The sequence below is a fragment of the Stenotrophomonas sp. FR024 genome (assembly GCF_047500745.2).
In the GTDB taxonomy this organism is placed as follows: domain Bacteria; phylum Pseudomonadota; class Gammaproteobacteria; order Xanthomonadales; family Xanthomonadaceae; genus Stenotrophomonas; species Stenotrophomonas maltophilia_A.
In genome coordinates this window covers 58,512-72,443 of sequence record NZ_JAXAXM020000013.1, presented here as the reverse complement: position 1 = coordinate 72,443, position 13,932 = coordinate 58,512, and the positions used below count along the sequence as shown (strand labels likewise).

General features: G+C 66.3%; 8 protein-coding genes. 7 read left to right on the top strand and 1 reads right to left on the bottom strand.

Going from position 1 to position 13,932, the window contains the following annotated elements; all coding sequences use genetic code 11:
* The first annotated feature begins 156 nt into the window (after positions 1–156).
* The 6 genes from ACMZ91_RS14925 to ACMZ91_RS14900 are packed head-to-tail and all read left to right on the top strand — an operon-like array spanning position 157 to position 8,871.
* The gene (locus ACMZ91_RS14925; protein WP_032129772.1) at positions 157–1,761 is read left to right on the top strand and encodes a glucoamylase family protein; all 1,605 of its coding nucleotides are present in this window, start codon (positions 157–159) and stop codon (positions 1,759–1,761) included.
* A 4-nt stretch (positions 1,762–1,765) separates the two neighbouring features.
* Entirely contained in the window at positions 1,766–3,106 is a 1,341-nt protein-coding gene (locus tag ACMZ91_RS14920; RefSeq protein ID WP_149909182.1) for a sugar ABC transporter substrate-binding protein, read from the top strand.
* Positions 3,103–3,984 (top strand): carbohydrate ABC transporter permease, encoded by an 882-nt coding sequence (locus ACMZ91_RS14915; RefSeq protein WP_032129770.1) that lies wholly within the window; start codon positions 3,103–3,105, stop codon positions 3,982–3,984. Before ACMZ91_RS14920 ends, ACMZ91_RS14915 begins: the two co-directional genes overlap by 4 nt.
* On the top strand, positions 3,981–4,817 hold the full coding sequence (locus ACMZ91_RS14910; protein WP_006378064.1) for a carbohydrate ABC transporter permease: 837 nt from the start codon (positions 3,981–3,983) through the stop codon (positions 4,815–4,817). The genes ACMZ91_RS14915 and ACMZ91_RS14910 overlap by 4 nt, the downstream gene beginning before the upstream one ends.
* Positions 4,814–7,981 (top strand): discoidin domain-containing protein, encoded by a 3,168-nt coding sequence (locus ACMZ91_RS14905; RefSeq protein WP_277779142.1) that lies wholly within the window; start codon positions 4,814–4,816, stop codon positions 7,979–7,981. Before ACMZ91_RS14910 ends, ACMZ91_RS14905 begins: the two co-directional genes overlap by 4 nt.
* Before the next feature lie 2 nt (positions 7,982–7,983).
* Positions 7,984–8,871 (top strand): endonuclease/exonuclease/phosphatase family protein, encoded by an 888-nt coding sequence (locus ACMZ91_RS14900; RefSeq protein ID WP_149909184.1) that lies wholly within the window; start codon positions 7,984–7,986, stop codon positions 8,869–8,871.
* A gap of 285 nt (positions 8,872–9,156) precedes the next feature.
* Here ACMZ91_RS14900 and ACMZ91_RS14895 read toward each other — a convergent pair whose 3' ends face one another.
* On the bottom strand, positions 9,157–12,462 hold the full coding sequence (locus tag ACMZ91_RS14895; RefSeq protein ID WP_414578571.1) for an Rne/Rng family ribonuclease: 3,306 nt from the start codon (positions 12,460–12,462) through the stop codon (positions 9,157–9,159).
* Between the two features lie 407 nt (positions 12,463–12,869).
* On the opposite strand from ACMZ91_RS14895, the gene ACMZ91_RS14890 reads away from it, so the two are divergent.
* Positions 12,870–13,844, top strand: a complete 975-nt coding sequence (locus ACMZ91_RS14890; RefSeq protein ID WP_049401092.1) for an RluA family pseudouridine synthase — start codon at positions 12,870–12,872, stop codon at positions 13,842–13,844.
* The last annotated feature ends 88 nt before the right edge of the window (positions 13,845–13,932 follow it).

Genomic DNA, 13,932 nt, shown 5'->3' with positions numbered 1-13,932 from the left:
CCCCATGCCGCTGCCGGCCAGGCGGCAGCGGCATGGGCAATGATCGCGGTGTCAAACCACGTTTTTCGTGGTTTTTTCAGAACGCATCTTGTAAACGATTTCAGATCATTGGACGGTATGCTTTCCCATCGATCAGACCACCGGAGAAATCGCGCCATGCAGGCACGCCATCTGTTGTCCGCCGCAGCGTTGAGCCTGGCCGTGGCCGCCTGCCAGCCGGCCCAGCAGGAACCTGCCAAGCCGCGGCCGCCGGTGATCCTGATCGAGGCCGACGCACCGCCGCGGCCGATGAAGCCGGTGCTGCCGCCGCTGTTCGATGACATCGAGCGGCGTACCTTCCAGTTCTTCTGGGATACCACCAACGAGATCAACGGCCTGACCCCGGACCGCTATCCGTCGCGACCGTTCGCCAGCATCGCCTCGGTCGGCTTCGCGCTGACCGCCTATCCGATCGGCATCGAGAACGGCTGGGTCAGCCGCAACCAGGCGATCGACCGCACCCTGACCACGCTGAAGTTCTTCCGCGACGTGCCGATGGGCCCGCAGCGCACCGGCAAGGCCGGCTACAAGGGTTTCTACTACCACTTCCTGGACATGCAGGAAGGGCGTCGCTACGACAGCTGGGTTGAACTGTCCTCGGTGGATACCGCGCTGCTGATGATGGGCGTGCTGTTCGCGCAGTCGTACTACGACGGTGACGATCCGCGAGAGAAGGAGATCCGCCAGATCGCCGACACGTTGTACAAGAAGGTCGACTGGCCGTGGCTGCAGCAGCGTGCGCCGCTGATCTCGATGGGCTGGTTCCCGGAGAGCGGCTTCATCGACCACGACTGGATGGGCTACAACGAGGCGATGATGGTCTACATCCTTGCCCTGGGTTCGCCGACGCACCCGGTCAGCCCGGATGCGTGGACAGTGTGGACGCGCACCTACGACAACGACTGGGGCGTCTACCAGGGCCAGGAATACCTGTCGTTCGGCCCGCTGTTCGGCCACCAGTACAGCCATGTCTGGATCGACTTCCGCGACATCCAGGACGCGTACATGCGCGAGCGCGGCAGCACCTACTTCCTCAACAGCCGCTCGGCTGCCCTGGCCCAGCGCGAGTACGCCATCGCCAACCCGATGCAGTGGAAGGACTATGGCGAGAACGTATGGGGCCTGACCGCCAGCGACGGCCCGCAGAACACCACCCAGGAGTACCGCGGCGAGCAGCGCCAGTTCCGCCACTACTCCTCGCGCGGCGCCGGCCTGCGCGAGAACTTCGATGACGGCACCATTGCCCCCACCGCCGCGATCGCCTCGGTGGTGTTCGCGCCCGAGCAGGTGATCCCGGCCACGCTGGAAATGCACAAGCGCTACGGCGACTACATCTATTCCAGCTACGGTTTCCTCGATTCGTTCAACCCCAGCTTCAACTACGACATCCCGATCAAGACCGGCCGCCTGGTGCCGGATCGCGGCTGGGTCGCGAGCGATTACATCGCCATCGACCAGGGCCCGATCCTGACCATGATCGCCAACTACCGCGATGACTTCGTCTGGGAAGTGATGAAGAAGAACCCGTACATCCGCAAGGGCCTGGAACGGGCCGGGTTCAGCGGTGGCTGGCTGGCACCGGAAGGTTCGTTCCAGCCGCTGGAACTGCAGAAAGACGAAAAGGCCGCGGCGGCACGCGCGGTGGGTATCGCCGAATCACGCGCGGCTGCCGCGCAGGAACAGAAGAACAATGCCAACCGCAATACAGGCCAGGGCAAGTAACCCGATGCCGAACTGGATCGACCGCCTGCGCCGCTGGGCGCTGCCTGCCCTGGCCGTATTGGCCGTGGCCGGCTGCGCCCGTACCGAACCGGGCACCACCACCGTGCGCTTCTGGGCAATGGGCCGCGAGGCGGAGGTGGTCAGCGAGCTGATCCATGAATTCGAGGCCGAGAATCCGGGCATCAAGGTGGATGTGCAGAACATTCCGTGGACCGCCGCGCACGAGAAGCTGCTGACCGCGTTCGCCGCGGACGGCCTGCCGGACGTGTGCCAGCTGGGCAACACCTGGGTGCCGGAGTTCGCCGAACTGGACGCGCTGACGCCGCTGCAGCCGTTCGTGCAGCGTTCGTCCGTGGTCGACCCGAAGGACTATTTCCAGGGCATCTGGGATACCAATGTGATCCACGGCGAACTGGTAGGCGTGCCGTGGTACGTCGACACCCGCCTGATCTACTACCGCAAGGACCTGCTGGCCAAGGCCGGCTACGACCACCCGCCGCGCACCTGGCAGGAGTGGGACGAGCAGATGGCGGCGATCAAGCGCATGCAGGGCCCGAACCGCTATGCGGTGCTGATGCCGATCAACGAGTTCGAGCAGCAGCTGTCGCTGGCGCTGCAGCAGCCCGATCCGCTGCTGCGCGACGACGACACCCGTGGCAATTTCGCCAGCCCGGGCTTCCGTCGCACGCTGGGCTTCTACGCCAACATGTTCGAGCAGGGCTGGGCGCCGAAGATGTCCGAGACGCAGATTTCCAACGTCTGGGATGAGTTCTTCCGTGGCTTCAACGTGTTCTACATTTCCGGCCCCTGGAACATCCGCGAGTTCAAGAAGCTGCAGCCGAAGGAACTGGAAGGGCAGTGGGGTACGGCCGCGCTGCCGGGTCCGGACGGCCCGGGCGCCGGTATTGCCGGTGGTACCAGCCTGGTGATCTTCCGCAAGTCGCAGCAGAAGGAGGCGTCGTGGAAGCTGATCGAGTTCCTGTCGCGACCCGAAATCCAGGCGCGCTTCCATTCGATCATCGGCGACCTGCCGCCGCGCCGCAGTACCTGGAACGCGCCGTCGCTGGCCAACGATCCGCTGGCCGCTGCGTTCCGTGACCAGCTGGAGCGGGTCAAGCCGACGCCGAAGGTGCTTGAGTGGGAGCGCATCGTGCAGGAAATGCGCATCGTCACCGAGAAGGTGGTGCGTGGTGGCCTGGCGCAGGACAAGGCCGTGGAAGAGCTGGACCAGCGCGTGGACAAGGTGCTGGCCAAGCGTCGCTGGATGCATGAACAAGAACGCCTGCAGCAGCGCGTGCCGTCGCCGCAATCGAGCAGTGCCGTGGCCGCCGGGAGCGCGCAATGAAACGTACCTCGCTTGCCGGCTGGGTTTTCGCCGGTCCCTCGCTGATCGTGCTGGGCATGTTCTTCGGCCTGCCGGTCGCCTCGGCGCTGGCGCTGAGCGTGACCGATTTCGACCTGTATGCCTTGGCCGACAGCAGCAACCTGCGCTTCGTCGGCCTCGGCAACTACATCGATCTGCTGCAGACGCCGATGTTCTGGAAGTCGCTGTGGAACACCACCTACTTCGTGTTGATCGGCGTGCCGTTGTCGATCGGCGTGTCGCTGGGCGCAGCCATGCTGCTGAATGCACCTGCCGCGCGTTTCAAGGCGCTGTTCCGCACCGCGCTGTTCGCGCCGGTGGTGACCACACTGGTGGCAGTGGCGGTGATCTGGCGCTACCTGTTCCATACCAGCTACGGCCTGGTGAACTACGGTCTGGGCCACCTGGGCATCAGCCCGATCGACTGGCTGGGTGATCCCAACTGGGCGATGCCGACCATCATGCTGTTCGCAGTGTGGAAGAACTTCGGCTACAACATGGTGATCTTCCTGGCCGGCCTGCAGGCCATCCCGCACGACCTGTACGAGGCCGCCCGCATCGACGGTGCCTCGCGCTGGAAGCAGTTCCTGCACATCACCCTGCCGATGCTCGGCCCGGTGCTGCTGGTGGTCGGCGTGATCACCGTGTCCGGCTACTTCCAGCTGTTCGCCGAACCGTATGTGATGACCCGCGGCGACCCACTGCAGAGCACCGTCAGCGTGCTGTATTTCATGTTCGAGGAAGGCTTCAAGTGGTGGAACCTGGGACGCGCCTCCGCGGTGGCGTTCCTGCTGTTCCTGATCATCCTGGCGGTGACCACCGTGATGCTGCGTTTCGGCCGCAAGAGGCAGTTGGTATGAGTCGTGAAATCGGCCAGTCGCGCTGGTACCCGTGGTTGATCAATGGTGCGTTGCTGGTGCTGGCCCTGGTCAGCCTGGCACCGCTGCTGTGGATGCTCTCGGTTTCGTTCATGCCACAGGGCGAGGCGACCCATTTCCCGCCGCCGCTGCTGCCGTCCAGCATCACCACGCGCAACTACCATGAGTTGTTCGCGCGCACCGGCATGGGCGGCAACTTCGCCAACAGCCTGCTGGTGTCGGTCGGCATCACCCTGGGTTCGCTGCTGCTCAACACCATGGCCGGCTATGCCTTCGCCAAGCTGAACTTCGTCGGCCGCGAGCGCCTGTTCCAGGTGCTGATGGCGGCGCTGGTGATTCCGGCCCAGGTGGCGATGCTGCCGCTGTTCCTGCTGATGAAGCAGCTCGGTCTGGTCAACAGTTTCGGCGGCGTGATCGTGCCGGCGCTGGCCAGCGTGTTCGGCATCTTCCTGGTGCGCCAGTACGCGCGTTCCATTCCGGACGAACTGCTGGAAGCGGCCCGCATCGACGGGGCAGGGGAGCTGCGGATCTTCTTCCAGATCGTGCTGCCGATGCTCAAGCCGGTGCTGGTGACCCTGGCGATCTTCACCTTCATGGGCGCATGGAACGATTTCATGTGGCCGTTGATCGTGTTGACCGACCAGGAGCACTACACTTTGCCGGTGGCGCTGGCCACCCTCTCGCGCGAGCACATCATGGACGTGGAAATGATGATGGCCGGCGCGGTGGTCACCGTGGTTCCGGTGCTGGCGCTGTTCCTGGTGCTGCAGCGGTACTACATCCAAGGTCTGTTGCTGGGGAGCGTCAAAGGATGAAGCGAGCGATCGCCGTTGGACTGGGCCTGTTGTGGACCTCCCTGGCGATCGCCGCACCACCGGCGCTGCCGGCACCGAAGGTGCTGGACGACTTCGACGACATCGCAGCCTGGAAGCTGGTGCTGTCCGACCAGGTCAGCGGATCGCTGCGACCGGTCAGCGGTGCCGGTGGTGGCCGCGCGCTGTGCCTGGACTATGACTTCCACGATGTCTCCGGTTACGTCGGCATCCGCCGCGCGCTGAACATCGAATACCCGGTCAATTACCGTTTCGGTTTCCAGCTGCGCGGTGATTCACCGGGCAACGACCTGCAGTTCAAGCTGATCGATGCCAGCGGCGACAACGTCTGGTGGGTCAATCGTCCCGGCTACAGTTTCCCCAAGGCGTGGACGCCGGTCGAGTATCGCCGTCGCCAGATCGACAAGGCGTGGGGGCCGTCGCCCGAGAAAGAGATGGCACGCAGCGCTGCGGTCGAGTTCACGATCTACAGCAAGGTCGGCGGCCGCGGCACAGTGTGCTTCGACAAGCTGACCCTGCAGGGCCTGCCAGCCCAGGACGACTCGGCGCTGGTGCCGTCGGTGATCGCCGATACCGCCACCGCGCTGCAGGACCGCATGATCGACGGCAAGAGCGATACGTTCTGGATCAGCGGTGGCGTCAAGCAACAGACCATCAGCCTGGACCTGCACAAGAGCCGCGAGATCGGTGGTGCGGTGATCGACTGGCTGCCGAACCTGGAAGCCCGCCGCTACACCGTGCGCACCTCCGAGGATGGCCGCGACTGGCGCACCGTGCGCGAAGTCACCAGTGGTGCCGGTGGCCGCGACTGGCTGGCGCTGCCGGACACCGATGCGCGCTACGTGCGCTTCGATCTGCAGGACGGCCCGAACTGGCGCTACGGCATCCGCGACATCGCGCTCAAGCCGCTGGCCTTTGCTTCCACCCCGAACGCATTCCTGTCCTCGGTCGCTGCCGACCTGCCACGCGGCTCGCTGCCTCGTGCCTATGTGGGCGAGCAGCCGTACTGGACCCTGCTCGGCCTCGATGGTGGCCAGGAACAGGCATTGATCAGCGAGGATGGCGCACTGGAGCCGGCCAAGGGCAGCTTCAGCATCGAGCCGTTCATCCGCCTCGATGGCAAGCTGCTGGACTGGTCGAAGGTGGCCATGACCCAGTCGCTGCAGGATCACTACCTGCCGATCGCCAACGTCGACTGGGTGCATGAGAAGGTCGGCCTGGCAGTGACCAGCTTCGTGCAGGGAACGCCGGAGCGCGCGCAGCTGATCGGCCGCTACCGCCTGAGCAATCCGGACAAGGTCGCGCACGAGTACACCCTGGCGCTGGCGATCCGCCCGTGGCAGGTCAATCCGCCCACCCAGTTCCTCAACACCGTCGGTGGTTTCAGCCGCATCGATGCACTGGACGTGGGTGAGCAGCTGGTGCGGGTCAACGGTGAGCCGCGCATCTACCCGCTGCAGGTGCCGGACGCGCGCTTTGCCAGTACGTTCGACGGCAAGCTTGATGCGATGCATCTGGAAAGCGGCACGTACCCGGCGACCACAGCGGTGAAGGACAGCACCGGCATGGCGTCGGGTGCGCTGATGTACACGATCAAGCTGGAGCCCGGCCAGAGCCGTGAAGTGGCGGTGGTGCTGCCACAGACCGGTGGCTGGGCACCGCAGGCGCTGGACGTGGCCAAGGCGCAGGCGCAGGTGGCCGAGCAGTGGCGCAAGAAGCTGGGCGTGGTCTCGCTGCAGGTGCCGGCTGCGGGCCAGGCGCTGGTGGATACCCTGCGCACCGCGGTCGCGCACATGCTGATCTCGCGCGTCGGCCCACGCCTGCAGCCGGGCACGCGTTCGTATGCGCGCAGCTGGATCCGCGATGGCGCGATGATTTCCGAGGGCCTGCTGCGCATGGGCCGCAGTGATGCGGTGCGCGACTACATCAACTGGTATGCGCCGTATCAGTTCGAGAACGGCAAGGTGCCGTGCTGCGTCGATGCCCGCGGCAGCGACCCGGTGCCGGAGAACGACAGCCATGGCGAGTTGATCTACAGCATCGCCGAGTACGGGCGCTACACCGGCGACAGCACTTTCACCGAGCTGATGTGGCCGCATGTGCAGGGCGCCTACGGCTACATGGAGCAACTGCGCGCCAGCGAGCGCACCGAGGAGAACCGGGCACGCAACCCGGCCTTCTACGGCATGATGCCGGCCTCGATCAGCCACGAAGGCTATTCGGCCAAGCCGATGCACTCGTACTGGGACAACTTCTGGGCACTGCGCGGCTACAAGGACGCAGCCCTGCTGGCGACCCAGCTGGGCAAGGTCGAGGCGATGCAGATCGCCGAGTCGCGCGACCAGTTCCGGGATGATCTGCAGGCCTCGCTGCTGTCGGCGATGCAGCAGCACAACATCGACTACCTGCCGGGCTCGGCCGAGCTGGGTGACTTCGACGCGACGTCGACGACCATCGCGCTGGCCCCGGGCGGCGAACAGGGCAGGTTGCCGCAGCAGGCGCTGGAGGCGACCTTCGAACGCTACTGGAACGAGTTCGTTGCCCGTCGCGACGGCAAGCGCGAGTGGAAGGACTACACGCCCTACGAATGGCGCAACGTGGCTGCGTTCGTGCGCCTGGGCTGGCGCGATCGCGCTTGGCAGGCGACCGAGTTCTTCTTCAAGGACCGCGTACCGCAGGCCTGGAACCAGTGGGCCGAGGTGGTTTCGCGTACGCCGCGGAAGCCGTTCTTTGTTGGCGACCTGCCACACGCCTGGGTGGCTTCGGACTTCGTGCGCTCGGCTTTGGACATGTTCGCCTACAACCGCGACATGGACGAGTCACTGGTGCTGGCCGCCGGCGTACCGACCGCGTGGTTGCAGGGCGAGGGCATCGCCGTGCAAGGCCTGCGCACGCCGCAGGGCCAGCTCAACTACCGCCTGCAGCGCAGCGACAAGCAGCTGGTGCTGGAGGTGCAGCCGGGCCTGGTGCCACCGGTGGGAGGCGTGGTGTTGCCGTGGCCATACGCCGGTGATCCGGGCGAGGCGAGTATCAACGGCGAAGCAGCCGAGTGGGTCAACAAGGAACTGCACGTGCACCAGCTGCCGGCGCGGGTTGAGATCGACATACCGAGCGCAGTGCGCCGCGCCGAACGCAAGGGGCAGTAACGATGAAGCAACAGGGGGCAAGGGTGCGCACGTCGGTGCGTGCCCTGGGGCTGGCAATTGCATTGGCAGTGCCGGGCGCGGTGATGGCGGCCGAGCCGGCTGCCGCGAACGCGGCGCCCGACGTTGCCAGCGCAGCGGGTATGAGCATGGTCACCTTCAACCTGCATCATGACCGCGAAGACTGGCCGAGCCGGCGCCGCACCATCCTGGCCGAGCTCAAGCGCCTGCAGCCGGATGCGGTTGCCCTGCAGGAGGTGATCCAGCGCCGCAACGTGCGAAACCAGGCGCAATGGCTGGCCAGCCAACTCGGCTACAAGTACGTGTTCGTGTCCACCGATCCGGTCGGGGCACCCAAGCGCTACGGCAATGCGCTGCTGACCCGGCGGCCGATCCTCGCCCGTGGTGATCATCTGCTGCTGCCGTTGGACGACTACCGCACCGTGGCTCACCTGCGCATCGACGTCGACGGCACGCCGGTGAACGTCTACGCCACGCATCTGAACGAGCGCAGCGATGAGAGTGGGCAGCGCATCCGTCGCACCCAGGTCGAGGACCTGCTGCGCTTCATCACTACGACGTCGGCCGGTGCGCCGGTGGTGATCGCGGGCGACTTCAATGCGCTGGTGGATGCCGGCGACCTGAGCGAGCTGCGCAGCCACTACGGCGACAGCTACGGCAGCGTGCACGTCAACACCGACCTGTCCGGGGTCAGTACGCTCAACCGCCACTATTACCAGGCGCCGTCGCGGATCGACCACATCTTCTTCCAGCAGGACGAGATGGTCGCGCGCGAGGCGAAGCTGCTGTTCGACCAGCCCGATGACAGCGGACGCTGGGCCTCGGACCACTACGGCGTGTGGACCCGGTTGCAGTTCGCACCGAAGCCCTGACGGAGCAGGCTCCGGCAGGTGCCAACCTTGGTTGGCACGAACGTGTCCGCGTGCACTGAATCAACGGCGCCAACCAAGGTTGGCCTCTACCAAAGCAGTGACCGTGCGCGGGGTGTGCCCTGGTGGGTGCCAACCTTGGTTGGCGCGTGCGTGTCCACGTGCACTCAATCAACGGCGCCAACCAAGGTTGGCTTCTACCAAAGCGAAGCCAGCGCCAAACGCACACACAAAAACGGCGGGGATCATTGATCCCCGCCGTTTCGTTTTCACGCGATCAAGGAGCGATCAGTTCGCCGGCGGCGTGCGCTTGGCGGCCTCTTCGTCTTCTTCATCGGTCTTGGCTTCTGCAGCCTGGGCCGCAGCGTCGGCATGGCCATCGGCGACCGGGTCGATCGACGGCGTCACCACCGCTTCGGCGACCGGGGCAGCGGCCTCGATCGGCGCGGCTTCCACCGCCACCGGAGCGACCGGCTGTTCGGCGGCCACGACGGGCTCGACGACCGGCGTGGCTTCAACCACCGGCGCGGCCTCAACGGCCACCGGCTTGGCTTCAACTGCCGCAGCGGCTTCAACGATCTCTGGCTTGGCTTCAACGACCGGCGCAGCCTTGACCGCCACCGGCTTGGCTTCAACCACCGGCGCATCCTCGACCGCCGCCGGCTTCGCTTCGATCACCGGAGCGGCTTCAACCACCGGGGCGGCTGCAACTGCGACCGGCTTTGCTTCGGTCACCGGCGCAATGGCTTCGGTCACCGGCGCGGCAGCGGCTACCGGCTGGGCCGGGGTCGCCGCGTCGATGGCATCGAGCATGCTGGTCTGCACCGGCGAGGACACCGCTTCGGTCTTCGCAGCAGCTTCGACCGGGGCCTGCACTTCAGCCACGACCGGGGCGGCGGCTTCGACCACAGCGCTGCTCACCACGGCAACCGGTGCGGCGGCAACAGCGGCGGCAGCACGGACCGGTTTCGCGGCATCGGCAGCGGCCGGTTCGGCTTCGTCATCGAAGTCGAACTCCGGCTGCGAACGGGCCGGCTGCGCAGCAGCGACCGGCGCAGTGCCGGCAGTGCTGTCGACGCTCGGCTCGGCGCCGTCGGCGTCGTCACCGTCGTCACCATCGTCCTGGTCATCGCCCAGAGCGTCGCTGCCGGCGGCGTTCTCGGCGCCACCGCGACGACGGCGACGGCCACCGCGACGGCCGCGACGACGGCGGGTCGCACCTTCGCCGGTCTGCTCGCCATTGGCGTCGGTTGCAGCCTCTTCACCGGCAACCGCAACCACCTCGGTCTCGCTGGCGGCGTTGGCAGTGGTGTCGACCGGTGCTGCGGCTTCGGCCGGAGCGGCGGCCACCGGAGCAACCGGCGCGGTCGCTTCCTGCGCGGTCACCGTATTGGTGGCGACCGCCGTGGCGGCCACGGCTGCAGCCGCGGTCACGGCTTCGGCCGGTGCCTCGGCGGCGTTGCGCTGCGGCTTCTCGGCCGGCTTGTCACCGTCCTGCTGCGGGCGCGGCTGCTTCGGCTGCTTCAGCTTCGGCTGCTGCGGGTTCTGGCCCTGCTGCTCGTTGCGCGGCTTGTTCTGCTGCTGCGGCTGGTGCTGGCCATCCTTCTGCTGCGGCTCCTTCTGCTTGCCCTGCTGCGGCTGCTGCTGGGCATTGCCGTTGTTACCGTTGCGGCCGTCCTTGCTGCGCTGCTCACCGCGCTCCTTGCGGTTGCCGCCGTCCTTCTGCTGCTGCGCGTTGCCGTTGCCGCCGTTGCCGCGGTTGTCGTCGCGACGGTCCTTGCGGTCCTTGTTGCGATCCTTGTTGCGGTCCTTGCGGCCGCCGTCCTGCTGCTGGCGGGCGACCGGAGCCGCCGGTGCCGGTGTCGGCGCCGGTTCGCCACCGAACACGCGCTTGAGCCAACCGATCACGCCGCCGCTCGGGGCCGCTGCAACCGGCGCTGCCACGACCGGGGCCGGTGCCGCTGCGGCCGGCTCCACTTCCTCGCGCACCGGAGCGGGGGAGGTGTGCTTGACCTGGGTCACGGCCGGCGGCGGGATGTTCAACTGGCCCTTGGTCAGGGCGTGCACCGGCAGCTTGCGCGGGGTGCCGCGCTGGTAGCTGGGCTTGTTGCTCTCTTCACCCAGCTCGTTCTCACGCAGGCGGGTGACGGTGTAGTGCGGGGTGTGCAGCTGCTCGTCGGCGACGATCACGATCGGCGCCTCGTGGCGCTGCTCGATCTCACGCAGGGCGCTGCGCTTTTCGTTCAGCAGGTAATTGGCGATCTCCACCGGGGCCTGCACCAGCACCTGCCCGGTGTTCTCCTTCATCGCATGCTCTTCAGCCACGCGGATGATCGACAGCGACAGCGACTCGACGCTGCGCATGCGGCCGTGGCCGTCACAACGCGGGCAGACGATCTGGCTGGACTCGCCCAGGCTCGGGCGCAGGCGCTGGCGGCTCATTTCCAGCAGGCCGAAGCGCGAGATGCGGCCGACCTGCACGCGCGCGCGGTCGTACTTCAGCGCGTTGGCGAGGCGGTTCTCGACTTCGCGCTGGTGCTTGTTGGAGGCCATGTCGATGAAGTCGATCACCACCAGGCCGCCCAGGTCACGCAGGCGCAGCTGGCGGGCCACTTCCTCGGCCGCTTCCAGGTTGGTCTGGAAGGCGGTGTCCTCGATGTCGCTGCCCTTGGTGGCGCGCGAGGAGTTCACGTCGACGGCGGTCAGCGCTTCGGTCTGGTCGACCACGATCGAGCCGCCCGACGGCAGGCGCACGTTGCGCTCGTAGGCGCCTTCGATCTGCGATTCGATCTGGAAGCGGTTGAACAGCGGGATGTCGTCCTTGTAATGCTTGAGCTTGCGCAGGGTCTGCGGCATCACCTGCTGCATGAACTCGCGGGCGTGCTCGTACATCTCCTCGGTGTCCACCAGGATCTCGCCGATGTCGGCGCGCAGGTAGTCACGCAGGGCGCGCACGATCAGGCGCGATTCCTGGTAGATCAGGAACGGGGCCGGCTTGCTCAATGCGGCTTCGGCGATGGCGCGCCAGACGTTGAGCAGGTAATCCAGATCCCACTGCAGCTCTTCCGCATCGCGGCCGACGCCGGCGGTACGGATGATCACGCCCATGTCGTCGGGGATGTTCAGCTTGTCCAGGGCGTCCTTCAGGGCGGCCCGGTCTTCGCCCTCGATGCGACGGGAGACACCGCCGGCGCTGGGCGAGTTCGGCATCAGCACCATGTAGCGGCCGGCCAGCGAGATGAACGTGGTCAGGGCGGCGCCCTTGTTGCCACGCTCTTCCTTGTCGACCTGGACAACGATCTCCTGGCCTTCCTTCAGCAGTTCGCGGATGCCGGCCTTGTTGTGGTCGACACCGGCCTGGAAGTAATCGCGGGAGATTTCCTTCAGCGGCAGGAAGCCATGGCGGCCGCCACCGTATTCAACGAAGGCCGCTTCCAGCGAGGGCTCGATGCGGAAGATCCGGCCCTTGTAGATGTTGGACTTCTTCTGTTCCTTCGACGGCTGCTCGATGTCGATGTCATACAACGACTGGCCATCCACGATGGCAACACGCAGCTCTTCAGCCTGCGTGGCGTTGATCAGCATTCGCTTCATTGTTGCGTTCCTCGCAAGCGGCTACCGCGCGGAACGCCATGGGGTTTCGCCTCTGGACACGGTTCGCCGCCCATTCGCGCAAGCGCGGGGAGGGCGGCTTGGGTTTCCAGCGCTACGACACCACGGCAGGCCGCGGGAGCGCTTCACTCTTATGGGTTTTGGGGTGTTACAGGCCGCAGGCAGCTGTCAGCCAGGCTGGAGCGCCACGCGGGACATGTTCAGCACGGTTGCGTGTCAGGCATCCGGCGATGGCCGGGAAGGCCGGTGAGCCGCTAACATGGCCGCCCCGCGGGCGGTGGTCGCGCACTGTGCCGGATTCGTCGGAAGCTGGGCTTCTGGCCCTGAGTAACTTCCAACGAAATCAATCCCTTATCTCGCCCCCCGAGTGTAACAGAATAAACAGCCTGATGACTGCCCAAGACCCCACCAAACCCGCTGGCGACAAGCCTTCCGTGCGCATGATCACCGTTCCCGCCGACCGTGCCGGCCAGCGCCTGGACAACTTCCTGCTCGGCCAGCTGAAGGGTGCCCCGCGCAGCCTGGTCTACAAGCTGGTGCGCAGCGGCCAGGTACGGGTGAATGGTGGCCGCGCCAAGGCCGAACGCAAGCTCGAGGCGGGTGATGAGGTGCGCGTGCCGCCGGTCCGTCTCACCGAAGAGGGAGACAAGGCCGGTCCGCCGGAGGCGTTCATGCGCCGCCTGGAGCAGGCCATCGTCTTCGAGGATGCCCGCCTGCTGGCCCTGAACAAGCCCACTGGCGTGGCCAGCCATGGCGGCAGCGGCATCAGTTTCGGTGCCATCGAGACCCTGCGGGCCCTGCGCCCGGGCCAGACCCTCGAGCTGGTCCACCGGTTGGATCGAGACACCTCGGGCCTGCTGATCGTGGCCAAGAAGCGCTCCGCGCTGAGCGAACTGCAGGCGCTGCTGCGTGAAGATCACGGCGCCGGCATCCGCAAGCGCTACCTGACCCTGCTGGCCGGGCGCATGCCGGACGGCGTGATGACGGTCGATGCGCCGCTGCACGTGGGCCTGCGCCAGGGCGGCGAGCGCCATGTGCAGGTCAATGCGATCGGCAAGGAATCGATCAGCCACTTCCGTGTGCTGGAGCGTCGCGGTGGTCATTCCTACTGCGAAGTCCGCATCGAGACCGGCCGTACCCACCAGATCCGCGTGCATGCCCAGCATCTGGGGCATCCGGTGGCCGGTGACGACAAATACGGCGATCCTGCGGTCAACAAGCGGCTTCGTGAGCAGATCGGGCTGAAGCGTCTGTTCCTGCACGCGGCCTCGCTGGAGTTCGCGCTGGACGACGGCAAGAGCCCGTACGTGCTGAACGCGCCGCTGGCCGATGAGTTGGTCGAGGCGCTGGACCGGCTGCGCTGACGGCGGTTCGGCGGCGCCGGGTGCTTGGTCGGCGCCGTCGCTTCCCTGCGATGAGTGGGCTTGTCACTTTCTTTGCTCGTGCAAAGAA